This window comes from Amycolatopsis sp. NPDC059235 (assembly GCF_042754125.1).
GTDB lineage: Bacteria > Actinomycetota > Actinomycetes > Mycobacteriales > Pseudonocardiaceae > Amycolatopsis > Amycolatopsis albidoflava.
The window spans coordinates 35,853-59,248 of record NZ_JBHZAG010000057.1 but is presented as its reverse complement, the minus strand read 5'-3'; the positions used below and the strand labels follow the sequence as shown (position 1 = coordinate 59,248).

The following is a 23,396-nucleotide window of genomic DNA, read 5'->3' as shown; positions in this document are numbered from 1 at the left end:
GATGAAGGGGTCAGCTGACCAGCTCGGCGAGCAAGTCCCGGACCCGCCGGTCGATCTCGTCCCGGATGGGCCGGACCTGCTCGGCCGGAAGGCCCGCCGGGTCGTCGAGCTGCCAGTCGAGATAGCGCTTGCCGGGGAACACGGGACAAGCGTCGCCGCAGCCCATGGTGATCACAACGTCGGCCGAGCGCACGCCGTCGGCGGTCAGGGGCTTGGGAAATTCGTGGGACAGGTCGATGCCGAGTTCGGCCATCACCGCGACCACGGCGGGATTGACCGTGTCGGCGGGGGCGGATCCGGCAGAGCGGACGGCAACCCTGCCGCGCGCGTGATGGTGCAGCAGCCCGGCCGCCATTTGCGAGCGTCCGGCGTTGTGGACGCAGACGAAGAGCACTTCGGGGACGGTCATGACGAGACCTCCGCGGGCGTCGTGACGAAGCGGCGTCGGAGCGCGAGAGACACGTAGACCAGCGCGACCAGGACCGGGACTTCGATGAGCGGCCCGACGACTCCGGCGAGCGCTTGTCCGCTCGTGGCGCCGAAAGTGGCGATCGCGACGGCGATGGCGAGTTCGAAGTTGTTGCCCGCGGCGGTGAACGCCAGCGTCGTGGTCCGTTCGTACGACAGGCCGACCGCCTTGCCGACCGCGTAGGAGCCGGCCCACATGAGTCCGAAGTAGACCAACAAAGGCAGCGCGATCCGGGCGACGTCGAGCGGGCGGCTGGTGATCTGGTCGCCCTGCAACGCGAACAAGACCACGATGGTGAACAGCAGCCCGTACAGCGCGACCGGGCCGACCTTCGGCAGGAACCGGGATTCGTACCAGGTACGGCCCTTCGCACGCTCCCCCAGCCGACGCGAAAGATAACCCGCGAGCAGCGGGATGCCCAGGAACACCAGCACGCTCTTGGCGATTTGCCACCCGGAAACACTCAACCCGGCTTGCGGCAGGCCCAGCCAGCCGGGCAGCACGGCGAGGTAAAACCAGCCGAGGACGCCGAACATGACGACCTGGAACACCGAGTTCAGCGCGACCAGCACGGCGGCGGCTTCCCGGTCGCCGCAGGCCAGGTCGTTCCAGATGATCACCATCGCGATGCACCGGGCGAGGCCGACGATGATCAGCCCCGTCCGGTATTCCGGCAGGTCGGGCAGCAGCAGCCAGGCGAGCGCGAACATCAGCGCCGGGCCGATCAGCCAGTTCAGCACCAGCGACGGCCACAGCAGCCGCCGGTCGCCGGTCACGCTGCCGAGCCGGTCGTAGCGGACCTTCGCCAGCACCGGGTACATCATCACGAGCAGCCCGAGCGCGATCGGCAAGGAAATCCCGTCGACCCGCACCGCGTTCAGGACCTCGCCAAGGCCGGGAATCCATCGGCCCGCCAGCAATCCGGCCAGCATCGCGACGGCGATCCACACCGGCAGGAATCTGTCCAAAGTGGACAGTTTGCCGACGACGCCCGTTTCCCCGGTCATGCCAGCGCCTCCGTCCCGCCCGGGACCAGCACGGCCGAGAGCCGGGCAAGCACTTCGGGGTGGACCCGGTAGTAGACCCAAGTGCCGCGCCGCTCCCCGGTGATCAGGCCGGATTCGCGCAGCACCTTCAGGTGGTGGGAAATCGTCGGGCCGGTCAGGTCGAACGCGTCGGTCAAGTCGCACACGCACGCTTCCCCGCCGGCGTGGGACGCGATCAGCGACAGCAGCCGCAGCCGCACCGGGTCGGACATCGCCTTGAACAGCTTCGACAGCTCCACGGCTTGATCGGCCGTCAGCGGCTCGCGCGCCAACGGGGAGCAGCACGCGTCCATCGCGACCAGCGGCAGTTGCTTCGACATCTGTCTATCTTGACAGATCTCTACATAGACAGCAATCTAGGTCCCATCCTGTTTCGACAAACATCTATTCAAGGAGGACCGATGTCCCGAGTTCAGCTCGCCCTGCGGGTCGGAGACCTGGCGGGTTCGATCGACTTCTACTCGAAGCTCTTCGGCGTCGAGCCGGCCAAACTCCGGCCCGGCTACGCCAACTTCGCCGTCGCCGAACCCGCGATCAAGCTCGTGCTCCTGGAAGGCGAGCCCGGCCAGGACACCGTCCTGGACCACCTCGGCGTCGAGGTCGAGTCGACGGAGGACGTCAACGCGGCCAGCAAGCGCCTCACCGGAGAGGGTCTGGAGACTTTGCCCGAGGACAACACCACCTGCTGCTACGCCGTGCAGGACAAGGTGTGGGTGCACGGTCCGGGCCGGGAGCCGTGGGAGGTCTACACCGTCAAGGCGGATGCGCAGACGTTCGGATCGGACAACACCGCGTGCTGCACGTCCGACGATGCCGCCAAGCCCGAGGGCTGTTGTGCCTGAACAAGCTCAGAAATTCGCCTGCCGTGCCCGGTCGACGGCGAGCGTGCTGCCGAGTTCGGTCCGGCTGGCTGGATGCAGGTAGTAGTAGCCGAGCAGGTGGTAGGCGAAGGTGGCGTCGACGCCGAGGTTCTTGGCCGGGATGTGGAGTACCGGGTCCGCGGGCAGCCGGTCTTGGCGCCACCAGCGGGTGAATTGCTTGCGCTGCCACTGTCGCTCGTTTTTCCCGGCCGCGACCCAGATCTCCGGCCCGTCGAGGAAGTACGGCTGGATCGACGTGATCGCCGACCACGGCAGGAACGACTCGAACGTCCACCCGCGCTGGTAAATGCCTTCTGTGGTCAGGAGAATCCGCCCTCGGCGGAACCAGCCGAGGGCGACGACCGCCGGGAAAGTCAAGATCAGCACGCCCGCGACCGCGAACGGGATCGTCGCGTTCCGCACCGTCGAGTCGTCCGATTCGTGCGCGAGAACAGCGAACAGGAACAGGCCGAACGCGATCCAGGACAGGATGAACAGGTAGCCCGAGAACTGCAGCGCCGAATAGCTCAGTTCAGTCGCGGGCCGTCCTTGCGCGGTCACCGTTGTGGTCACAGCCGATCCCGTCGGCTTCTGGCGCAACCGGGCGTCCGTGCCGACGTAGACAAAAACGGCCAGCAGCACCGTGAACCACGCCGCGCCGGTTCCGGCCATCCACCTTCCGCCGGTGTACAGGTACACGCTGATCGCCGCCGCCGCCAGCGTCAGCAGCATCAGGATGGCCAGCGCGTTGCGGTACCGGCCGGCCGGGCCGGCGGCCCACGCCTCCGGAACCGTCAGGCAATCAGAAGATCGAGTCCCAGACATGTTTCACCCCGCTGCCTGCGTCCGATGCGAGCGACCCCACCGCTTTGCCGGTGTCCCCGACCGCTTTGATCCCGTCGTCGATCGCCGATCCGACGTGTCCGCCGTGCTTGAACATCGAATCCACCGCGCCGGAGGTGAACGCGCCGACCACCGTTCCCGCGACCGCGCCCACCGCGGTGCCGACCGGGCCGCCGATCACGGTGCCGACCGCGGCCCCGGTCGCGATCGACGCGCCGAACCCCGCCGCGCCGGACGTCACCGCCTGTGCCACGGGTTTGCCGTGGGAGATGTCGTAGGCGATCCCGCCCAACGCCAAGGCGCCGCCGCCGACGTTGCCGACCCGGGTGAGCGTCTTGCCGAACTTCGCGGCTCGCGCGGCTTGGCTGTCCGCTGCCGCGGTGTCCGCCGCCGCGGCGTCGATATTCGTGTAGAAGCCCTTCGGATCGGCTCCACCGATGGCTTCCGCGTGCTTGAGGGATTGCGCGGCGCGGGTGCGCAGTTCGGTCGAATCCTTCTCGAGGATCGACTTGTGCACCTTGGCCGCTTCCGTCCCGCCCGTGACCCCGAATCCGGCGAGTGTGAAGACAGTCTTGTTCTTGGTGTTCTGAAAGTCCTGCGACCGCTGCTCGACCTGCTGTTTCCACCGGCGGCGCGCGTCCTCCGCTTCGGCGCTGGCCTTCTGGTACGCGTCGGCCTTGGCCTGGTGATCCCCGGCTGAGCCAGACTGCCCGGGATCTTGGATGACCGTTCCCGTCACGGACAACCCGGCGCTGGCGGCGTCCGAGCGGATTCGCCCCAGGTCGGTCTGCACCTGCTGCAAGACGTCGGCAGCGGCGTCCACTTTCTGTGCCACCGAGGAAACGCTTTCCGCGAAGTCGTCGGCCTGCCTGCCGCCCGTCGTCAGCTTCTGCCGCAGTTGATCGGCCGCCTCGCCCCGAAGGCCGCTCGCGGCGCTGTTCCGCGCGCCGTACACCTTGTCGTTCGCGCGGTGAATCGCTTGCGAAAGATCTTGTCTCAGCCAATTCGCCGCGGCACGCATGCTGCCGGGATCGCCGTCCACCTTGGTCTCTATCGGCATCAGGCACCCCCGCCCGGCCTCGGCAGCTGGTCCTGCACGTCGGCCTCGGCGCGTTCGTAGTCCTTCTTCCCGGTCTCGACATCGTCGGCGACTCCGCCGAGTGCCGTCGAGAACTGCGCGGCGCTTTCGACCAGACTCGAGAGCGCCGCGTCGAGCGGGCCGGTCAGCAGTCCGGCGTCGACACCTTGCGGAACGGAGCCGGACAGTCCTTCGACCTGGCCGCGAGCGTCGCTCAGCTGGCCCCGGATGCCGTCGAGCACCCCCGGTCCGAGCTCGTATCCCCTACCGATACCGGTCGAGCGCGGAGTACGCGAAGAGGGCGACCTTGCCCTCTTTCGTCCGCCGCAGCACCGGCCGGGCGTCCGCGATCTCCTCCACGTGCTCGGCGCAGGGCACGTACACCACCGGCGGAAACTCCGGCGGGATCGAAGCCGGTTCCTGCGCTGCCGAATCACTCACAGTCGTCGAGTGTCACAAACCGGCGCGCACACCGCAAACCGCGCGGGGCGTTGATCCGGAGCGGCGACACCTCTTGCCACCAGCCGACCGGCGCCGTTATGTTAATGAGAAATCACTTCTTCCGAGACTGTCGACACGGGGCGGCGAGCAGCCCCTGGCCGGTGATGGGATGGCAACGACGCCTACCAGAGAGGCAGACAAGTACATGGAGAATCTCAGCAGAAGGAAGGTGCTGACCCTCGGCGCGGCGTTGGGCATCGCGGGCATGGCGGGCACCACCGGCACTGCGTGGGCGTGGTCGGGCAAGGGGTCGATCGCCGGCAGCGGGACGGGGGCCGATCCGTTCCAGGTCTGGGACGACACGGCGGACGCGGTCGCCGCGGCGTTGCTCAAAGAGGGCAAGATTCCCGCGGTCAATACGGCTTGGCAGGGCTGGATCGACAACAACGCGCCGTTGCCTGCCGGCATGCCGGACTATGTGGTCGCGTATCTGCGGCAGGTCAACAAACTGCCGTCGTGGGCGGATCCGGCCAAGCTCGCTGCTTCGGAGAAGCTGTATACCCGGTTGAGCAGTTATCTGTTCGTCTCGGAGACGCTGGGCAGCGGGATCATGAGCACCGTCATTCCGCGGGAGGCGCGGGCGGTTTACTGGTCGGCCGGCGGCGCGGATATGAAACAGCGGGCCGCGAAGACGTTCACGTTCGGGTACGACCTGCATAATTCCAAGGCTTGGGCGCCGGACGGGCATTTCGTCGTCACGGCCAACAAGACCCGGCTCGTACATGCTGTGGTGCGGAATTTGCTGCCGACGTCGGCGAAGTACCAAGCTGGAGCGGATCAGCCCAAGCCGATCAGCAACGGTGACATTTTGCGGACGTTCCATTCGGTGGCGACGTTCGCGCGCAGCAACATGCTCAAGTGGAACATCGCGTTGTCGACGGCCGAGCAGGACGCGGATCTGCATGCCTGGCAGGTCGCGCTGCATCTGCTCGGCGTGCAGGAGCAGTTTATTCCGCAGACCTGGGCGGACGCGGAAGCTCAGGCACAGCAGATGTTGTGGCCGGTGCTCGGGCCGACCGACGAAGGGGTCAGCCTGGCGAAGACGCTGCTCGGGTATATCGAGAAGCCGACGCTCGGACTCGATTCCGGGTTCGTCAATGAACTGGTGCGGTATCTGCTCAACGACCAGATGGGCGATTGGCTCGGGCTCCCCCGCGATTACGCGCAGGCGGCACTCGTGCGGATCGAGTGGCCGGCGTATGTCGCGTTCAGGGAGGGGGCGTCCAAGATCATGCCGGGCAGTTTTTATCTCTTCGATCAGTTCGTGCGCGGCATTTCGATGCTGTACCTCAACAACGGGACGTCGCCGACTCAGACGCCGATCACGCTTCCCACGGCGAATCGGCCGGGTGCTTAGAGTCCCAGCGCACTCAGCAGGAAGGCGGTGACGGCGGCGCGGTGGCCGGGGGTGTCCTCCCACCGCAGCCGCCGTCCGGTTTCGACTACTGCGCCGAAGCCCGCGTGCACCAGTACGCGGGCTTGGTGCGCGTCCAGCTCCGGGCGGGCCAGGCGGAGTTGGTGTTCCCAGACCGCGATGTGCTCGCGTTGGGCGAGGTTCAGCGGGCGTTGCAACGCGGCCGGGAGACCGCCCAGTTCGGCGGCGGCGACGTTGGTCAGGGCGGTGTGTTCGAAGCTGTAGGCCACGTAGGTCGCGGCTAGGACGGGCAGGGCTTCCGCGCCGGTGGTGCCGTGGAGGTTTTGTTCTACCGCTTGCGACAGGAGTCCAGCGGCTTGCAGGCACGCGGCTGCCAGGATTTCGGCTTTGTTGGGGAAATGGCGGTAGAGGGCGGAAGGAACCAGCCCAACTGCCTCGGCGATTCGGGCGTTGGTGACGGTGGCGAATCCGTCGCGTTCGAACAGCGGCACGGCGGCGGCGAGGATCTGCGCGCGGCGGGTTCGCGGGACAGGCTGGGTGGGCAGCGAGACGGCGGGCGCGGACGCGGTGGTCGTTGCGGTGACCAGGCGCAGGGCGGATTCGGTCAGCAGGTTCTCGGCACGGTGGTGGGCGATCGACGTGCGGTGCATGGTGATCGAGCCGATCGCGCCGAGTGCGGCTACCGCTCGCAGGTCCGCGTCCGGTGATGGCTGCACTACCTCTGTCACCCGCGCGACGACGTGGGCGAATTTGGCGCTCAGGACGCGACGGTCCGCTCGGTCGAGGTAGCGGGCCTCCCAGCGGTACAGGCCGCCGGACTCGCGGTGGGCGACCGTGACGCGGGCCAGCGGGCGGAGGACGTCGTCCGCGGGGGCATCAGCGGGGACTGCGTCCAGGGCGGCGACCAGTCGGTCTGCCATCACGTTGGCGCATTCGGTGAACAGGGCGTACTTGTTCGGGAAATGCCGGTACAGCGCCGCCGCGGTGATTCCGACGGCGGCGGCGATCTCTTCCATGGACGCCGCGTGGTATCCGCGTTCGCTGAAGGCCCGGCCCGCCGCCTCGACGATGAGCTGCTTGCGGTTGCGCGGACGGGTGGCCGCAGCCGGTTCGGAGGTCACTGCGGACCCCGAGCACCCGGATGCGGAAGTACGGCCATGCCGGCCAGTCAATCACGAGACGGGCGGGTCTTCACCCGGGGCGCGGGGTCATCGCCACTGCTTGATCCAGGTCAGGAGTCCGGCGTCCCGCAGGGACGGGACCACGACGTCGGCGGGGAATTCGGTACCGGGCAACGTCGGGACGCCGACCACCGGCACGCCAGCGGCGCGGGCGGACCGCAGGCCGGTCATCGAGTCCTCGAAGGCGAGTGCGGAGGCCGGGGCCACGCCCAGCCGGGCGCAGGACGTCAGGTAGATCTCCGGTGCTGGCTTGGGCTCGGCGACCTCGTCGGCGGCCACGCTGATCTGGAACTCGAAACCGCCTCGCGCCAGCGCGGCTTCCAAGAGCGCGCGGGGCGAATTGCTGGCCACCGCGACCGGTACCGCGGCGGCCGCGAGTTCGACCAGTTCGTGGGCTCCGGGCATCGCTTCGGCCTTGGCGGACACCACTTCGGTCACCATGGCCAGCAGCTCGTCCGCGATCGCGGGGCCGTTGCCCGGTTCGCCGAACACGCCAGCCATGGTGTCGGCGGCCGCGGCGACGGATTTGCCGATGACCAGCGCCTTCTGCTCCGCGCCGAACGGCAGGCCGCGGCGGGCGAACAGCTCGGTTTCGGCGACAGACCAGCAGGGTTCGGTGTCCATCAGCAGGCCGTCGCAATCGAAGACGACCGCCTCCGGCGTCCAGTCGAACAACATCAGGTCCCCCTCCGCTCAGTGGACCTTCAGTCTGTCATCGTCCGGCCCCCTGTTCGAGGTTTCGGCGGATTCGGTCCCTGGCCGCGGAGTCGCCGGTACCCACGTCGTGGCCGCGGATTTCGTGGCGGAGCCCGTCGGCCATGACGAAACGGGGGCGGTGCAGGGAGGCCAGCGACTCAGTCGGATCGCCGTCGACAGCGATGACGTCGGCGCGGAATCCGGGTGCCAATCGACCGGTTACGTCGGTCAGGCCGCAGACGCGGGCGGCGACCGAGGTGGCGCTGGCGATCGCTTGCCGGGGAGTCATTCCGGCTTCGGCGAAGGTGTCCAGGCAGTCGGCGTAGCGTTCAAAGTGGACTAACGGGATTCCGGCGTCGGTTCCGGCGACAATGGTGGCACCCAAGGAAATCAGCGCGCGGAGGTTGCCGACAACGGCGTCGCGTTCGTCCCACGGGCACATGTAATCCGCTGCAGTGCAAGCGGTGTTCATGGTCGGACTGACGGCGACACCGCGCGCCACGATCATCTCGGCGATCCGCGGATCGAATTCGGTGCCAGTACGGGTGACCCAGCCGCAATGCTCGATGCAATCGACACCGGCGAGTACGGCTCGTTCAATGCCTTCGACGCCGAGAGCGTGCGTCGTGACTGGCAACCCGCGAGAGTGCGCTTCAGACACCAAGGCGGCTAGCTCGTCCACGGTGTAGCGCGCTTCCGACGGATGGCTCCCGGGGGTCATGAAGCCGCCGGTGGTCATGACTTTGATCAGGTCGACGCCGTCGTCGAAGTGTTGTTTCACCACAGCGCGGACCTGGTCGACGCCGTCCGCGACGCCGCCCATCGACGCGGCGTGGCCGCCGGTGACGGTGATCGGTGCGTTCGCGGCGAGCATTCTCGGGGTGGCTTTCGGCGTGGCAGCAAGGAGATCCCGTACGCGGGTGCCCAAGGTGCCGGGCGAGCCAAGGTCGCGCGCAGTGGTGACGCCAGCGTCCAGCAATCGTCGCGCGTTGGCGATCATCCGGCGGCTCAGGGCATCGTCGTCGGCGGACATTTCCAGGGTGACCTCGCCGGAGCCTGGGTCCTGGCAGAGGTGGACGTGACAGTCGATCAAGCCGGGCATCAGAGTGACGTCGCCGAGATCGGCAACCTCGCCTGCGGGGACGGAATTCCTTGGCCCGGCATAGGTGATCACGCCGTCCGAGACGGCCACGGCGGCGTCGCGGATCAGCGGGGCGGACGCGTCGGTCAGCAGTCGTGCGGCGGTGAAAATCATGCCTGCCTCCGCGGAGATACGTTGAGCTGCCATTAGCCACAGTGAACAGTCAGCACTCCCACTGCGCAAGCCTCTCTTGCGTCCACCCGATCGTCGTCATTGACGCGACACAAGTCATCGCTCACACTGATGCACATTCATCCAGGCTGAACACAGTGACGTGGGTAGCTGAGGAGCGATCGATGGCCCGACCGAAAAAACGCCGCTGGCACTGGCTTCTGCTCGTCGTCCCGTTCGCGTGGTGCGTCGCGGCGATTCCCCTGGTCAACCGGATCGACTACGTCTTCGGCTCGATCCCGTTCCTGCTGGTGTGGATGACCGCGGGCGTCCTGATCGGCTCCGGCGCGATCGGTCTCGTCTACGCGATTGACCGCCGCCGCGGCGACCTGGACCGGGTGTGACGCGATGGCACTGGCGCTCGCTCTGCTGATCGCGGTCGGCTCGATCGTCTGGGGCACCGTCGCCGCCGCGCGCGGCCGGGCGATGAATCTGCAGGAATGGTCCGTCGGCGGACGCCGGTTCGGCACCTGGCTGTTCTGGTTCCTGCTGGTCGGCGAAACATTCACCACGTTCGCCCTGCTCGGCGCCTCGCAAGGGGTGTTCAGCAACGGTGCGCCCGGGTTCTACGTCCTCGGCACGGTCGTGCTGACCGCCGCGGTCGGCTATTGGGTGGTGCCCAAGATCTGGCGCGCGGGCAAGCAGCACGGCCTCGTCACCATGGCCGACTACTTCACCACCCGCTTCGAGGCCCGCTGGTTCGGCGGGCTGGTCGCCGTCTTCGGCATCGTCGCGCTGCTGCTGTACGCCCAGGTCCAGCTGACCGGGCTGAGCCTGATCCTGGCGAGCCTGTTCGGGAGCGAGGTCCCGTCGCTGGTCTACGTCATCGCCGGCGGCGTGCTGGTCGCCGGGTTCGTGCTGGTCGGCGGGATGCGCGGGGCCGCGTTCACCGCGATCGTCAAGGACGTGCTGCTGATCGCGATCCTGCTCGTGGTCGCGATCGGCGCGGCGAACGCGGCCGGAGTGAGCGGCCCGATGGGCGTGTTCGACGCGATGAAGCAGGCGCATCCCAGCGGCGCGACACTGCCCGGGCTGCACGGCTCGGCCGCGACGAACACCTGGTGGTGGATGAGCTTCCTGCTGCTCACGCCGCTGGGCTCGTTCGCGCTGCCGCACATGTTCCAGGTGTCCTACAGCGCGAAGGACGTCGCGACGATCCGCCGCAATCAGGTGGTCCAGCCGCTGTATTCGCTGTTTTACGTCCTGATCGTGATGATCGCGCTCGCCGCGGTGCTCGCGCTGCCGAAGCTGACCGGCAAGCAGGCCAACGCGTCACTGCTGATTTTCGTGCGCGAGAAGTATCCGGAATGGGTCATCGGGCTGCTCGGCGGCGCGGGCATTCTCGTCGCGCTCGTGCCGACCGCCGTGCTTGTCCTCGCAGCCAGCAGTCTGTTCACCCGCAATGTGCTCGGTGCCCGCTCGGCGAAATGGGCCTCGTCGCTTACTGCGATGCGCGTGGGCGTTCTCGTTTTCACCGCGCTTTCCGTACTTCTTGTCGCACACAGCAACGAAAAACTGTTGAGCATCATGACGAACGTGTACAGCGCCGTCGGGCAACTGGCCCCCGCGCTGTTCCTTTCGATGCTGTGGCGGCGGGTCACCGCACCAGGGCTCGCGGCCGGCGCGTTGTGCGGCGGGCTGATCGTCGGCGTGCCCGCGCTGGGTTCGCTTGTCGCGCACACGATGCCGCCCGGGACCGTCGTCGGACTGCCCGCGCTCGTCGTCAACTTGATCGTGACGGTGGCGGTCAGCCTGGTGACCCGGCCGCCGTCGCGGACCGCGATCGAAGTCGGAGCTGGGGACCGCCCAGCTGGCCCCGCCGAGGCCGGTGACCTGCGCCGAAGCGCCGTTTGACGATAATGATCGGGTGACCGTGACGAGGATCCGCGAGTTCCGCACCCTGCGCGGGCTGACCGTGCGCCAGCTTGCCGACCAGGCGGGAGTGTCGACCGGCTTGATCAGCCAGGTCGAGCGGGGCGTGACCGACCCGAGCCTGGAAACCATGCGGCGGATCGCCGAGGTGCTCGACATCCCGCTGTTCAGCCTGTTCCAGGAGCCGGACGAGGAAACCGTCGCGGTGATCCGGCACGACGACCGGTACCGGATCTCCTCGCCGCACCACGCGATCACCTACACCCGCGCGTCGCCCGGCGGCGCGAAGCTCGAAGTGCTCGAAGGCGTGCTCGAACCGGGCGGCGTCTCGTCCGACGAACTGCGTTCGCATCCGTCCGAGGAATGCGTGGTGGTGATCGCCGGGCGGCTGACCGTCCAGGTCGGCGAGCAGACGCACGTGCTCAAGACCGGCGACAGCTGCCACTTCGATTCGGCGATCCCGCACCGCTTCCGCAACGACGGCCGGACCACCGCCCGGTTCCTCGTCAGCGTCACTCCTCCGAGTTACTGATTCGACCAAAAGCAGGCCGCCCCTGAAGCGGCACGTAACCGTCGCAGCGAAGTCATAGGCCGTGACTGTGGTCGGATCAGTAACCATCCGGCACAGTACTGATACTTCCGTCGGAGGTATCCGCTCCGAAATTGGTCTAGACTTTTCGTTCCGAAACCGGCGAAAAGGACGGACTGATGCGTGGGACGACGGTGCCCCCGGGAATGTGCTGCAGACCGGTCAAAACCGGTGAACTTCCACTGCACCGGCTCGAGGTGCCCGCGCCCGACGCGGTGCCGTTCGCGGTCGGCTCTTTCGACGCGGTGGGACCGTTGTCGCGCGCGGAATTCCCGCACCGGCACACGTTCTACGAAATCGTGCTCGTCACCGGAGGGACCGGCGCGCACGTCGTCGACCTGACGCGGTGGGAACTGAGCCCGCCGCACCTCGGCGTCGTCACGCCGGGCCAGGTGCACCATTGGGAGGCCAGCGGGCTCACCGGGTCGGTCGTGCTGTTCACCGACGATTTCCTTTTCGACCATCCGGCCGACCGGGAAACCCTGCGCAGGCTGCGCGAACGGCCGTGGCTGCGGCTGGACGGGACCGAACACGACCGGACCGCGCGGCTGATCGCCGAACTCGAGGAGGAATTCCGCCGCGGCGGCGAGGACGGCGAATCCGTGCTGCGCGCGCTGCTGCACGTGCTGATCGTGCGCGCCGGAAGGCTTCCCGGCATTCCGCCGGCACCGGCCCCCGTCCGAGCCCGCGCGGTCGCGGCGGAATTCGCGCAGCAGGCGGAAAAATCCGAGCTGGGACTGTGGTCGGTGCGCGCGCACGCCGAACGGCTCGGCGTCACTCCCGGCTACCTCACCGAGGCCGTCAAGGCGGCAACCGGGCGTACCGCCGCGGAATTGGTGCGCGAGGCGCGAACGCAGGAGGCGAAACGGTTCCTGCTGCGGACGAATCTGTCCGTGCGGCAGGTGGCGAGCCGCGTCGGATTCGCCGATCCAGCCTACTTTTGTCGGTTCTTTCGGCGCGAAACCGGGCTGAGCCCCGGCGGATTCCGCCGCACCGGCGACGCCGCCCCGAAGATTCACCACGACTGCATGACTCCGTCCATCGCTGCGGGCTGATCTTCTCCCTACCGTCGAAGGGAATCCCGAGCCCCCACCGAGGAGCAGGCATGGACGAAGAAAGAAAGTTCAGCCGCAAGACAGTGCTGAAGGCCGCACTGGCCGCCGGAGTCGCGGCTCCGGTCGCCCTCGTCGGCGGACCCGCGCTCGCCCGCACCAATTTCGCGGGCGGGCAGCGGGTCGAGCCGACCCCGTACTGCCACGACGGCGACGAACCGACGATCGACCAGACCGAGGGCCCGTACTTCACGCCGGGCTCGCCCGAGCGCAGCGTGCTCGTCGACGGGAGCACCCCGGGCACGCGGCTGACGGTGAGCGGGTACGTCTTCGGCACGGCCTGCCAGCCGATCGGCCGCGCGCTGCTGGACTTCTGGCAGGCGGACGACAACGGCGCGTACGACAACGTCGGCTACAACTTCCGCGGCCACCAGTACACGAACGACCTCGGCGAGTTCAAGCTGACCACGATCGTGCCCGGCCTCTACCCCGGCCGGACGCGGCACATCCACGTCAAGGTGCAGGCCCCCAACGAGCCGATCCTGACGACGCAGCTGTACTTCCCCGGCGAGCCGCGGAACAACACGGACACGATTTTCGACCCGCGGCTGCTCATGACGGTCCGCGACGCCCCGAACAACGCCAAGGAGGCGGCGTTCGACTTCGTGCTGAACGTCGCGCAGACGCCGACCGGCGGGCCGACCACGGGACCGCCGACCGGGCAGCCGGGCGGGACGTCCTGGGCCACCGGCAAGGCGTACACCGCCGGTACGCGCGTCACGTTCAACGGGGTCAGCTACGTGTGCCTGCAAGGCCACACCGCCCAGCAGGGCTGGGAACCGCCCAACGCGCCCGCGTTGTGGCAGAAGGGCTGATCCCCTCCTGAAGAGAACGGCGGGCTCCCCCGGGCCCGCCGTTCTCCGTTTTTCCGGGAAGCCTCCCCCGCGCTGTCGAGTTACGGTCGACGCATTCGTCTTCCATTACGACAACGTCGGACCGGCTCTCGGAGGACACATGCTGTACCTGCTGGTGATCTACAACTGCGACCGTCCCGAACCCGGCGATCCGGCCTTCCCGGACGCGCTGGCCAGGGTGAACGCGTTCGCCGACGAATGCCGCCGGCGCGGGGTGTTCGTCTCCGGGCATCCACTGCGGGGCGAGCACACCGCGACCACGGTCAGCGTCCGCCAGGGAAAGACGCTGATCACCGACGGGCCGTTCCTGGAGACTCACGAGCATCTCGGCGGCGTTTACGTCCTCGACTGCCGCGATCTCGACGAAGCCCTCGAACTCGCCGCGCTGTGCCCGATGGCCGAGGTCGGCACCGTCGAGGTGCGACCGGTCGCCGGCGTGCCGGGGCTCTCCCACCAGGCATGACCTCGGCATTGCTGCGGGAGACCTACCGCGAGCACCGGGCCCGGATGCTCGCGGCGCTGGTCCGCGTCCTCGGCGACTTCGAACTCGCCGAGGACGCGCTGCAGGACGCGTGCGCGCTCGCCCTGCGCAAGTGGGGCGACGAGCCGCCGGACGACCCCGTGGCGTGGCTGCTGACCGCCGCCCGCAACAGCGCGATCGACCGGCTCCGGCGCGCCCGCCGCGGCCAGGAAAAGCTCGCGCAGCTCGAGGAACCAGCCACGAGCGCGGGCCCGGCCGAGGAACGCCTGCTCGAAATCGGCGACGAAAGGCTCAGCCTCGTCTTCACCTGCTGCCACCCCGCGCTCGCCGAGGACGCGCGCGTCGCGTTGACGCTGCAGGCGGTGGCCGGGCTGACCGCGGGGCAGATCGCGCGGACATTCCTGGTCAGCGAGGCGACGCTAGCGCAGCGGCTGGTGCGGGCCAAGCGCAAGATCCGCGACGCCGGAATCAGCCTCGCGGTCCCGCCCGATCATCTGCTGTCCGAGCGGCTGTCCGGGGTTCTGGCAGTGCTGTACTTGATCTTCACCCAAGGCTACACCGCTGGGGGAGATCGCGAGCTGCAACAGGAAGCGATCCGGCTGGCGAAGCTGGTCGCGACGCTGATGCCGGACGAGCCGGAAGCGCTCGGCCTGGTTTCGCTGCTGCTCGTGCACGATTCGCGCGCCGCCGCCCGCTATACGCCGGACGGCGACGTCGTGTTGCTCGAAGACCAGGACCGAAGTCGTTGGGACCACGGCGAAATCGCCGAAGCGATCGGGCTCCTGGACCGTGCGCTGCGCTTTGAGATGGTGGGGCCGTATCAGCTGCAGGCCGCTATCGCCGTCCAGCATGCTCAGGCTCGTTCCGCGGCGGACACCGACTGGGCGGCGATCGCCGGGCTGTATCTCCGTTTGTACGACACGAATCCCTCACCGGTGATCGCGTTGAACCACGCTGTCGCGGTCGCCATGGCCACGAGCCCGTCGGAGGGCCTGGCGCTCATCGACGGCATCGAAGGCCTTGACCGGTACCACCTGATGCACGCCGCGCGCGCCGATCTGCTGCGCCGTCTCGGCCGTACCGCCGACGCGATGGCCGCGTACCGGCGGGCGCACGAACTCGCCGTCAACCCCGCCGACCGGCGATTTCTCGCAGGCCGCTTAGCCACCTTGGAGTCCTGATGAGACTGTCCATTCTCGACAACGGACATCGCCTGCGAGCCAGGCTGTTCCTGTCGATCACGTCGAAACAGCCGCCGGACATCGTGAAGATGCTGCTGTACCGTCCCGGCTTTCTCACCCGGCCGCTGCTGGATCTCACCGCTCCGGCGATGCGCGGACCGTCGTACTGGACAGCCGGGGAACGCGAGTTTCTCGCCATGTCAACGGCGTTGCTGCACGAGTGCCCGTTCTGCGTCGACTCGCATGCGGAGCTGACGCGGATCGCCGGACACGGCGAGATCGATCCCTTGCGACCTGACGCGGCACGGCCTGAGGTGCGGACCGTTCGGGCGTTTCTGGAGACTGTCACGCTGCGCCCGGACGAGATCGTGCTGCCGGATCTTCCCGCGGCGGCGATTGGCGAGGCGCTGCGGGTGAATCTGGTGTGGAACATCGTGAACCGGCTCGCGAACGCGTTCGGGTTCGTGCTCCGCGAAGGTCAGCTGGAGAGCGGAACCCGTGCCCTGCACCGGTTCGGGTACCGGTTCCCGGGCTTCCTGCTCGCGGACGGTCCGGCAGGAACGCACGAGGATCCGGTGGAGAACATGCGGTATTCCGTGTTCAGTGCACCTGCGGTGACCGATCAGGCGCTTCGCGGCGCGGCGGCGAGCGGGGATGGTTTGCCCGCGCCGTTGCAGCCGTTCGCGGCGAAGGTCCGTGACGCGTCCTACCGGCTCACCGATGCTGACTTCGCCGAACTGGCCACGAAATACCGCGAAGACGAGGTCTACGAGATCACCGTCGCGGCGGCCGTCGGTGCCGCGTTACGCAGTTTCGACGCCGGACAACAGAAACTCGACGCCTAACACGACCGGCGCCCAGGTGGTCTCAGATCCGTGAGGGGAACCCTGAGGGAATCAGAGTCCCTCAGGGTTCCCCTCACGGACGGCAATCCCGCCGGTTCCGTCAGGGGCGGTAAAGCTCCTTGGCGACGTCGATGTTGTCGTTCTTGTCGACGTGGATCTCGGCCAGCGGCGGGGTCGGGCCGGTCAGGGCCTCCATCAGGGCCTGCTCGGTGCACGGGTTCGTGCCGCGGCCCTGCTGGTCGATGGCCACGTCGCCGCCGGGGCACAGTTCGGCCGCGCCGAACACCTGCGCGGTCTTGCTCACCGGCAGCCGGTAGGTCTTGCCGTCGCCGGGAACGGGCACGAAGTGTCCGTTGTCCGCGCCGCCCTTTTTCCAGGTGATCAGCTGGAACTGGGCCATGTTGACCGAACGGTCGAACCCGGTGAACTGCACGGTCTGCGTCGTGTTCGGGAAGCGGCGCGTCGGGGCGGCGGGCTGCTGGCCGGAGCCCTTGCCCGCGGTCGGCGCGGTCTTGATCATGAACTCGCTGCCGCCGTCCTTGCCGCAGTTCACGACGCCCTGGGTGAATTCTTCTTCCGCGCCCAATGCGCAGTCCCAGTGCCCTTCGATTCCGAGAACGCGGTGGCCGGGGCCTTCGCCCTGCGACGGCGCCAATTCGTAGTACTTCGTCATCACGTTGAATGCCTCGGTGCAGCCGGGAATGCTTCCGCTGGTGCTCTGCACCGCGATCAGGTCCATTTGCTTGCCGCCGGCCGGGCCGACCTGTCCGCCGAGCTTGCTGCAGTTCACGTCGCCGTTCGACGTCGCCGCGGTGCCCGCCGCACCAGCCGAACCGCCCTGCTTGACCGCCGCCGCGTCGGAAACGCTCGTCGCCGCGGAACCATTTCCGTCGACATTGTTTCCGCTGCACGCGGAAAGCAACGCGGTCGCGGCGACCGCCCCGCCGACCATGACCAGCTTCATCGACTTCATCGCGGTGAATCCCATTGTGCGCTCCCCGTGTCTTTGGCGATTCTCTGACCCCAAAGACGTGAAGCACCGAATGACGTTGCCCGGAAGTTCCGCGAAGAGCCATAGTTGCCCCAACGTCGCCCTCGACTGGTCCGCGCGGGCAGGACCTCGGCGGGCCTCGCAACCCCCGGCCTAGAACACGTCGCGCAGGGTCTCCAGAAGGAGGGCGATGTTCGGCTCGTCGCGGCGGTAGTAGGTCCACTTGCCCCGCCGCGTGGCGACGACCAGGCCCGCCTGCCGCAGCATCGCGAGGTACTGCGAGGTGGTCGACTGGCCGAGGCCCGCGCGCTGCTGGATGTCGGTCACGCAGACGCCGATCTCGACGTCCTCGGGCTCCTGGCCGGGGAAGCTCATCGGATCCTTGAGCCAGACCAGCATCTGGCGGCGGGTCGGGTTGGACAGGGCGCGGAACACCGCCAGCAACTCCGCCTCCGAGAACACCGGACGATCCTAACGCGCACTCTCATATTGACAATTCGCGATATGTAGATCTATGTTCGCCGCATGCCGACTTCGATGCGCGTGGCGGAACTCGCCCGCTTCGGTGCCGCGGACACCGCGTTCACCGCCCGTGAGCTGCCAAGACCCGTCCCCGGCCCTGGCCAGGTGCTGGTGCGCGTGGCGGCCACGTCCGTGAACCCGCTCGACCTGCAGACCCGGCGCGGCGACTACCGCGACCAGGTCGCGCTGCCCGCGGTGATCGGCAACGACGTGTCCGGCGTGGTGGTCGAGACCGGCCCCGGGGCAAGCGACTTCGAGCCGGGCGACGAGGTCTGGTACCTGGCGCCGGTGTTCGCCGGGCCGGGCACCTACGCCGAGTACCACGTGGTCGACCAGGCCTTGGTCGCCCGCAAGCCCGCAGGGTTGTCGCACGTCGAAGCCGCCGGTCTCGCGCTCGTGGGCGTGACGGCATGGGAGGCACTGGTCGAACGCGCCGCGGTGCGGGCCGGCGAACGGGTCCTGGTGCACGGCGGAGCGGGCGGGGTCGGCTCGGTCGCCGTCCAGCTCGCCAGCGCACTGGGCGCCGAGGTGGTGACCACCGCGCGAGCTCGGGACCACGAGTTCGTCGCGGGACTGGGAGCCGATACCGCGATCGACTTCTCGGCTAGGGACTACGTGCCGCAGGTCCGCGCTCTAGGCAGGGTGGACGTCGTGCTGGACACCGTGGGCGGAGACACCCTCACCCGCAGCCCGGAGGTCCTCGCCGACCGAGGCCGCGTGGTGTCCATTGTGGACATTCCCGAACCGCAGAACCTGCTCGCCGCGTGGGGCGTCAACGCGACGTATCACTTCCTCTTCGTCAGCCCCGGCCGCGCGAAGCTCGAAGCCCTCACCCAGCTGATCGAGCAAGGCAAGCTCCGGCCGGTGATCGGTGCCGTGCTCCCGCTGGCCGACATCGCGTCAGCGCACGCCTTGGTCGAAGGCGGTTCTGCTGGCGGACGTCCGCGCGGCAAGGTCGCCATCACCGTGGGCTAGGTCGCGAGACCGAGCGCCGCCAGCCACACCCGAGTCAGCGTCGCCGCCGCGTCGTCCAGCGAACTGTCGGCGACAACCGCCTGGTAGAAGACGCGTTCAGTCATCCAGACCAATGCCGCAGCGACCTCCGCCGCGGTTCCGGACGGCAGTCCGGCGCGCTCGGCGACCCCGCCCATCGTGTCGGCGAGCGCGACCACCGCGGAACGCCACGCCTGGTCGATCGCCGGAACCGACGGCGACAGTTCGACAGCCGTGCGCATCACCGTGCCGTGCTCGCGCCACATCCGCGCGGTCTGCTCGACCCCCTGCCGGACCGCGTCGCCGGGAACCTCGGCGGCCGCGTCCACTGCGTCGACCTCGGTGCGCAGCTTGGCCACCGTCCGTTCGACCAGCGCGGCGAGCACGTCGTTCTTGGACCCGAAATAGAAGTAGAGCGCGCCCCGGGTGATCCCGGCCTCCTGCGCGATCGTCGCGACGGTCATGCACGCCCCGCCCGTCGCGTTCAACTGCTGCTCCGCCGCGTCGAGAATCGCGCGTTCGCGCAGGTCTCCCTTGGTCGGAGCCGTCCGGCGACGGGCCCGGGTGCCTTGCTCTTCCACTTGCACGTTCTATCACGCCGACTATTTTTGACGCAGTGCAGATTTTTCTCAGCACAGTGTAGAGTTTGCTTCATGACCAAGATCTTCCTGATCACCGGCGCGAGCTCCGGCCTCGGCCGCGCGTTCGCCGAGGCCGCGCTCCAGGCCGGCCACACCGTCGTCGGCACCGTCCGCAAGCAGGCCGACGCCGAGGCGTTCGAGCAGCTCCAGCCGGGGAAATCCCTCGCGCGCCTGCTCGATGTCACCGACGACGAGGCGGTGTTCCGGACCGTCGACGAGATCGAGACCGAGGTCGGCCCGATCGACGTCGTCATCGCCAACGCCGGATACGGCCACGAGGGCGTCTTCGAAGAGTCGACGATGGCGGAGCTGCGCGCGCAGTTCGAGGTCAACGTCTTCGGCGTCGTCGCGACAGTAAAGGCGGTGCTGCCGTACCTGCGGCAGCGGCGGCGTGGGCACATCCTCGGCGTCACGTCGATGGCTGGGCTGATCACTGTGCCCGGCACGTCCTTCTATCAAGGCAGCAAGTACGCCGTGGAGGGCATTCTCGAAACCGTCGGCAAGGAGGTCGCGCCGTTCGGCGTGCACGTCACCGCGATCGCGCCGGGATCGTTCCGCACCGACTGGGCGGGCCGGTCGATGGTCCGCACCGATCGTTCCGTGCCGGACTACGACCAGGTGATGAACCCGATCCGCGACCACCGCCTCGCGGCCAGCGGCAAACAGCTCGGCGACCCGCAGAAGGCCGCCGAGGCCGTGCTGCGCATCCTCGACGTCCCGAACCCGCCCGCACACCTGGTCCTCGGCTCGGACGCGCTGCGGCTCGTCGCGAACGGCCGCGCCGCGGTCGACAAGGAGATCGAGGAATGGGCCGAGCTGAGCCGGTCCACCGACTTCCCGGACGGAGCCCAGCTGCCCGGTTGAGCTCGCGCCGGGGCCGCCGCCCCAATGTGGCATTGGGTGCGCGGGATGCACCCAATGTGGCGTTCGGTGCGTCAGATGCACCCAATGCCACATTGGGGGCACCGGCCGAAGCGTCAGCCGACGTACGCGGTGAAGGAGTGCTTGGCCTGGTACCAGATCGAGATGCCGATGGCGCCGGCCGCAGCCACGCTGCGCAGGTCCAGCGGGCCCGGCCGGTCGGACAGGAACGTGAAGTTCCGGATCTCCGCGCCGGGCACGAAGTCGCCCTGGGTGCCTTCCTTGGTCGCGCGGACGAAGTCCATCTGCTTGATCTCGATGGTGTCGCCGTATCCGGCGAACAGGTACAGATACGGCGGCCGTCCCGCGAGCGGGATGTAGAAGTGGTCGCCGTTCGGGGCTGCGGGAATCAGCATCAGAGTCTCCTCGTCATTGCCGGGAGCGGGTCCGGTGCCGCCACCGGAAAGCGGGATGTATTGCTCGTTGATGTCGCACGTGATCCGGTCGACCTTGACCTTGCCGTCGTTGCGCTGCCACAGATGGGTCCAGGTCCGCTCGGCGGCCGTCGGCTGCGAACCGCAGCGCCAGTACCAGGACACGACCCCGGCGTTGTGCACCGCGCGCAGCGTCTCGGAAAACCCGTAGAACCCGGCCCGGTTCCGGCCGACCACGCTGGCGAACCCGCTCGCGAACCGCACGACGTCGTCGAGTTGGTAAGCCGCCGCGTGCGCGTCGGCGGCGCAGGCCATCAGCGCTGTGTCCGGGACACCCATGCCGCGCGCGTCGGCGAGTCCCGCCCGGCCGAACGCGACACCGCGGGCGAAGTCGTCGTCGTTGCCGCTTCCCCACGCGTCGTCGGTGCCCAGTTCGACGACCAGCGCGACGGTGATCCCGCCGCCGACGAGAGTCCGGTATTCGGGGCCGGTGAGCCGTTTCGTGCCGCGGCCCAGCCCTGCGTAGCGGATCACGCCGTCGAAACCGGCGCCCTTGAGCGCCCCTGGGCTTGGCGTGCCCTCGGAATAGTCAGCCCAGCGCATGGTGGTCCGACCCGGTTTCGGCGTAGCTCGGCGGCCGGTTGGAGCCGAGCAGGACCCGCGTGAGCCACGGCGGCATCTGCGGTTCGAGCTGCCGCAGCAACGCGTACACGATGGCCAGCACGACCGGGACGATCACTTGGTTGCCGAGCCCGGACACCGCGTCGGTCACCGAAGCGGGCAGGCCGAGCGAGACCAGCCACGCGACGAGCGCCGACCACAGGCCGGGGACGACGGTGCGCAGCCAGGAGGTGAAGTGGTCGCCGAGTTGCGTGGTCGGTTGCGTGGTCGGTTGCGTCATGGCTGGTTTCTCCGGCTCGGTGGCGGGGGTGGTCGGGGGTTCGGACGGCTCGGTTGTGGTCGGCTCGGTGGTGGTCGGTGCGGTGACTGCAGTGCTCGGCGCGGTAACAGTTGCGTCCGGGAGATCCGGTTCGGTGGCGACGTCGCGCGGGGGGACGACCGACGCAGTCGCACCGTTGCCGCCCGCGCCCGCGGTGCCCGTCGCATGAGTCGGGCTCGGCGCCGGGGACGCGGCTTTCGCACCGGTGGACGCACCGGCTGATTTCTCCGCCTCGAACACCACCGAATCAGTCGGATGCGCGGCCGGCGGCGGTGCGTCGATCACGGTCGTCTTCTTCGGGGTCTCCGCGGGAGGTGTGACAGGATTCGCTCCCGGCCGGAAGAGCGGCTCGAAGGTGTCCGGCGGATGAGTCACCTTGCCGTTCGCGTCGAGCACGCCCAGCACGGCGTAGCGGTATTCGACCCCGTGCGGCGGCACCGGACGCGGGCCGTCGTCGTCGCGGGGCCATTCGACGTCCCCGGTCACCGTGCGGGCCGGGATCTGCCAGTAGTCGCCGCGCCGGTACGTGCCCGGCTGCCCGGCCGCGACCTCCGCCGACGACCTCGGCGGGGCCTCGAACCGGACCTGGACGCCGTCCTCCAGGTCGATCCAGGTGTTCTCGACCAGCGGCACCGCGCCGTCCTCGCTGTCGTCCGGGGCGAGGTGGTCCCAGCGGCGCAGGAACGGGTGCAGGTCCGGGTCGGAACCGGGACCGCAGCGTTCGTCGAGTTCGTCGTCGAGGGTGACCAGCCGGTCCGCCGGGTCGACCGCGATGACCTTCCGCAGCGCGGGCGCGGATTCGGGGCGGTCGTCAGCGGGGATGTCGTCCGCGACGCGGGTGGCGGCCGCGTCGTCGAGCAGCTCGACCCAGTCGCCGACGTCCAGGTCCAGTTTGCTGTCCCGGCCCAGCGTGCCGAGCGTGACCGTCGCACCGGACACCGAGACGATCGGGAACACCACCGACGCGTTCTCCCGCGACCATTTGAACGTCGCGCCGTGCAGTGTCCGGCGGAAACCCTTGGTGGGCACGGAATCCGTCCACCCGCGACCGCCGGTGTGCACCTCGACGCGGTACAGCTGGTTCTCCTGGCCGCGGAACCGCGCTTCCGGCGGCAGATGGCAGGCATCGGTGTCGCCCGGGTGTTTCGCTTGCGCGGCAAGCAGACCGGGTTCCGGGTTCAGCGATTTCCGGAAGGTCTCGAAATCGTCGACGGTCTGTCCCGCGCACCAGGCCACCTGCCAGACGACCTTGGCCCGCGCAGCGGTGTCCGGGCCGGGGTCGCCGAGCGCGATCTCGCGGATCGCCGGGTCCTGCAACGCGGTGATCAGCCGTTCCCACACCCGCAGGTACACCACGAACGGCCCGGTCTCGGGGAGTTCGTCGTTCTCCTGGTCGAGGTAGCCCTCGGGCTGGGCCCAGTAGCTCGTGGCCTGGTCGTTCTCGACCAGCAGCCCGTCGACGTACAGCCGGCCCGCCGAAATGTCCAGGTCGGTGATTTTCGAGTTCTCCTGGTGCGGGTCGATCCGGAATCCGTGCGCCCCGGCGGGCGCGGCGGACTGGCCGAGCAGGTCGGCCACCGTGGTCCGCAGCTGGTACAGCAGGATCGCGGCCTGCTCGTTCGCGTCCGCGTCGAGCTGGACCCGGCCCTGCTGCGCCAGCACCGCGGAGAAGTGCTTCAGCGAGTCGAAGGTGCGGCGCGAGAAGTCGGCTTGCATGGC

The 23,396-nt window shown here is 68.5% G+C and carries 27 protein-coding genes; 12 read left to right on the top strand and 15 right to left on the bottom strand.

Annotated features, from left to right (window positions below; genetic code table 11):
• Positions 1–10: 10 nt before the first annotated feature.
• The 3 genes from ACFXI3_RS30715 to ACFXI3_RS30705 are packed head-to-tail and all read right to left on the bottom strand — an operon-like array spanning position 11 to position 1,835.
• Positions 11–409, bottom strand: coding sequence for an arsenate reductase ArsC (locus ACFXI3_RS30715; RefSeq protein ID WP_344268773.1), 399 nt, complete (start codon positions 407–409; stop codon positions 11–13).
• Complete coding sequence (arsB, locus tag ACFXI3_RS30710) at positions 406–1,476, bottom strand: ACR3 family arsenite efflux transporter (protein WP_344268770.1); 1,071 nt, start codon at positions 1,474–1,476, stop codon at positions 406–408. The genes ACFXI3_RS30715 and arsB overlap by 4 nt, the downstream gene beginning before the upstream one ends.
• The gene (locus tag ACFXI3_RS30705; protein WP_378404201.1) at positions 1,473–1,835 is read right to left on the bottom strand and encodes an ArsR/SmtB family transcription factor; all 363 of its coding nucleotides are present in this window, start codon (positions 1,833–1,835) and stop codon (positions 1,473–1,475) included. The genes arsB and ACFXI3_RS30705 overlap by 4 nt, the downstream gene beginning before the upstream one ends.
• Positions 1,836–1,916: 81 nt before the next feature.
• On the opposite strand from ACFXI3_RS30705, the gene ACFXI3_RS30700 reads away from it, so the two are divergent.
• Positions 1,917–2,357 carry an ArsI/CadI family heavy metal resistance metalloenzyme gene (locus ACFXI3_RS30700; RefSeq protein WP_378404199.1) on the top strand — a complete coding sequence of 147 codons (441 nt, stop codon included), beginning with the start codon at positions 1,917–1,919 and terminating at the stop codon, positions 2,355–2,357.
• A 6-nt stretch (positions 2,358–2,363) separates the two neighbouring features.
• On the opposite strand, the gene ACFXI3_RS30695 is transcribed toward ACFXI3_RS30700, so the two are convergent.
• From ACFXI3_RS30695 to ACFXI3_RS30680, 4 genes are read right to left on the bottom strand one after another with little or no spacing between them, the layout of a single operon-like run.
• Positions 2,364–3,200, bottom strand: a complete 837-nt coding sequence (locus ACFXI3_RS30695; RefSeq protein WP_378404197.1) for a hypothetical protein — start codon at positions 3,198–3,200, stop codon at positions 2,364–2,366.
• On the bottom strand, positions 3,178–4,278 hold the full coding sequence (locus ACFXI3_RS30690) for a hypothetical protein (protein ID WP_378404195.1): 1,101 nt from the start codon (positions 4,276–4,278) through the stop codon (positions 3,178–3,180). Before ACFXI3_RS30690 ends, ACFXI3_RS30695 begins: the two co-directional genes overlap by 23 nt.
• Positions 4,278–4,538: a hypothetical protein gene (locus ACFXI3_RS30685; RefSeq protein WP_378404193.1), complete on the bottom strand. Its 261-nt coding sequence runs from the start codon at positions 4,536–4,538 to the stop codon at positions 4,278–4,280. Before ACFXI3_RS30685 ends, ACFXI3_RS30690 begins: the two co-directional genes overlap by 1 nt.
• A gap of 22 nt (positions 4,539–4,560) precedes the next feature.
• Positions 4,561–4,737 (bottom strand): hypothetical protein, encoded by a 177-nt coding sequence (locus ACFXI3_RS30680; protein ID WP_378404191.1) that lies wholly within the window; start codon positions 4,735–4,737, stop codon positions 4,561–4,563.
• Between the two features lie 205 nt (positions 4,738–4,942).
• On the opposite strand from ACFXI3_RS30680, the gene ACFXI3_RS30675 reads away from it, so the two are divergent.
• Positions 4,943–6,154, top strand: coding sequence for an oxygenase MpaB family protein (locus tag ACFXI3_RS30675; protein WP_378404217.1), 1,212 nt, complete (start codon positions 4,943–4,945; stop codon positions 6,152–6,154).
• Here ACFXI3_RS30675 and ACFXI3_RS30670 read toward each other — a convergent pair.
• From ACFXI3_RS30670 to ACFXI3_RS30660, 3 genes are all read right to left on the bottom strand, one after another.
• Entirely contained in the window at positions 6,151–7,293 is a 1,143-nt protein-coding gene (locus ACFXI3_RS30670; RefSeq protein WP_378404190.1) for a TetR/AcrR family transcriptional regulator, read from the bottom strand. The two genes, ACFXI3_RS30675 and ACFXI3_RS30670, sit on opposite strands and share 4 nt — an antisense overlap.
• Positions 7,294–7,380: 87 nt before the next feature.
• Positions 7,381–8,031 (bottom strand): HAD family hydrolase, encoded by a 651-nt coding sequence (locus ACFXI3_RS30665; RefSeq protein WP_378404188.1) that lies wholly within the window; start codon positions 8,029–8,031, stop codon positions 7,381–7,383.
• 34 nt (positions 8,032–8,065) lie between these two features.
• On the bottom strand, positions 8,066–9,337 hold the full coding sequence (locus tag ACFXI3_RS30660; RefSeq protein ID WP_378404186.1) for an amidohydrolase family protein: 1,272 nt from the start codon (positions 9,335–9,337) through the stop codon (positions 8,066–8,068).
• A gap of 149 nt (positions 9,338–9,486) precedes the next feature.
• On the opposite strand from ACFXI3_RS30660, the gene ACFXI3_RS30655 reads away from it, so the two are divergent.
• The 8 genes from ACFXI3_RS30655 to ACFXI3_RS30620 all read left to right on the top strand — a co-directional run bounded on the left by ACFXI3_RS30655 (position 9,487) and on the right by ACFXI3_RS30620 (position 16,295).
• Entirely contained in the window at positions 9,487–9,705 is a 219-nt protein-coding gene (locus tag ACFXI3_RS30655) for a DUF3311 domain-containing protein (RefSeq protein WP_344268740.1), read from the top strand.
• Between the two features lie 4 nt (positions 9,706–9,709).
• Positions 9,710–11,215, top strand: coding sequence for a sodium:solute symporter (locus tag ACFXI3_RS30650; protein ID WP_378404183.1), 1,506 nt, complete (start codon positions 9,710–9,712; stop codon positions 11,213–11,215).
• A gap of 13 nt (positions 11,216–11,228) precedes the next feature.
• Positions 11,229–11,765 carry an XRE family transcriptional regulator gene (locus tag ACFXI3_RS30645; protein WP_344268734.1) on the top strand — a complete coding sequence of 179 codons (537 nt, stop codon included), beginning with the start codon at positions 11,229–11,231 and terminating at the stop codon, positions 11,763–11,765.
• Between the two features lie 176 nt (positions 11,766–11,941).
• Positions 11,942–12,877, top strand: a complete 936-nt coding sequence (locus tag ACFXI3_RS30640) for an AraC family transcriptional regulator (protein ID WP_344268731.1) — start codon at positions 11,942–11,944, stop codon at positions 12,875–12,877.
• 50 nt (positions 12,878–12,927) lie between these two features.
• On the top strand, positions 12,928–13,749 hold the full coding sequence (locus ACFXI3_RS30635; protein WP_378404182.1) for a carbohydrate-binding protein: 822 nt from the start codon (positions 12,928–12,930) through the stop codon (positions 13,747–13,749).
• Positions 13,750–13,888: 139 nt separating this feature from the next.
• Positions 13,889–14,251 (top strand): YciI family protein, encoded by a 363-nt coding sequence (locus tag ACFXI3_RS30630; RefSeq protein ID WP_378404181.1) that lies wholly within the window; start codon positions 13,889–13,891, stop codon positions 14,249–14,251.
• Positions 14,248–15,450 carry an RNA polymerase sigma factor gene (locus ACFXI3_RS30625; RefSeq protein ID WP_378404180.1) on the top strand — a complete coding sequence of 401 codons (1,203 nt, stop codon included), beginning with the start codon at positions 14,248–14,250 and terminating at the stop codon, positions 15,448–15,450. The genes ACFXI3_RS30630 and ACFXI3_RS30625 overlap by 4 nt, the downstream gene beginning before the upstream one ends.
• Positions 15,450–16,295, top strand: coding sequence for a hypothetical protein (locus ACFXI3_RS30620; RefSeq protein ID WP_378404179.1), 846 nt, complete (start codon positions 15,450–15,452; stop codon positions 16,293–16,295). Before ACFXI3_RS30625 ends, ACFXI3_RS30620 begins: the two co-directional genes overlap by 1 nt.
• A 100-nt stretch (positions 16,296–16,395) precedes the next feature.
• Here the strand turns inward: ACFXI3_RS30620 and ACFXI3_RS30615 are convergent, their stop codons facing one another.
• A complete protein-coding gene (locus ACFXI3_RS30615) occupies positions 16,396–17,283 on the bottom strand; it encodes a hypothetical protein (RefSeq protein WP_378404177.1) in 888 nt (295 codons plus the stop codon).
• A gap of 156 nt (positions 17,284–17,439) precedes the next feature.
• Positions 17,440–17,748 (bottom strand): ArsR/SmtB family transcription factor, encoded by a 309-nt coding sequence (locus ACFXI3_RS30610; RefSeq protein ID WP_377928536.1) that lies wholly within the window; start codon positions 17,746–17,748, stop codon positions 17,440–17,442.
• A gap of 63 nt (positions 17,749–17,811) precedes the next feature.
• On the opposite strand from ACFXI3_RS30610, the gene ACFXI3_RS30605 reads away from it, so the two are divergent.
• Positions 17,812–18,783 (top strand): zinc-binding dehydrogenase, encoded by a 972-nt coding sequence (locus ACFXI3_RS30605; protein ID WP_378404175.1) that lies wholly within the window; start codon positions 17,812–17,814, stop codon positions 18,781–18,783.
• On the opposite strand, the gene ACFXI3_RS30600 is transcribed toward ACFXI3_RS30605, so the two are convergent.
• Positions 18,780–19,382, bottom strand: a complete 603-nt coding sequence (locus ACFXI3_RS30600) for a TetR/AcrR family transcriptional regulator (RefSeq protein ID WP_378404173.1) — start codon at positions 19,380–19,382, stop codon at positions 18,780–18,782. The genes ACFXI3_RS30605 and ACFXI3_RS30600 overlap by 4 nt on opposite strands.
• Before the next feature lie 72 nt (positions 19,383–19,454).
• On the opposite strand from ACFXI3_RS30600, the gene ACFXI3_RS30595 reads away from it, so the two are divergent.
• The gene (locus tag ACFXI3_RS30595) at positions 19,455–20,306 is read left to right on the top strand and encodes an oxidoreductase (protein WP_378404171.1); all 852 of its coding nucleotides are present in this window, start codon (positions 19,455–19,457) and stop codon (positions 20,304–20,306) included.
• Positions 20,307–20,419: 113 nt separating this feature from the next.
• Here the strand turns inward: ACFXI3_RS30595 and ACFXI3_RS30590 are convergent, their stop codons facing one another.
• A complete protein-coding gene (locus ACFXI3_RS30590; protein WP_378404170.1) occupies positions 20,420–21,340 on the bottom strand; it encodes a glycoside hydrolase domain-containing protein in 921 nt (306 codons plus the stop codon).
• Positions 21,327–23,393, bottom strand: coding sequence for a DUF6519 domain-containing protein (locus ACFXI3_RS30585; RefSeq protein ID WP_378404168.1), 2,067 nt, complete (start codon positions 23,391–23,393; stop codon positions 21,327–21,329). The genes ACFXI3_RS30590 and ACFXI3_RS30585 overlap by 14 nt, the downstream gene beginning before the upstream one ends.
• Between the last annotated feature and the right edge of the window lie 3 nt (positions 23,394–23,396).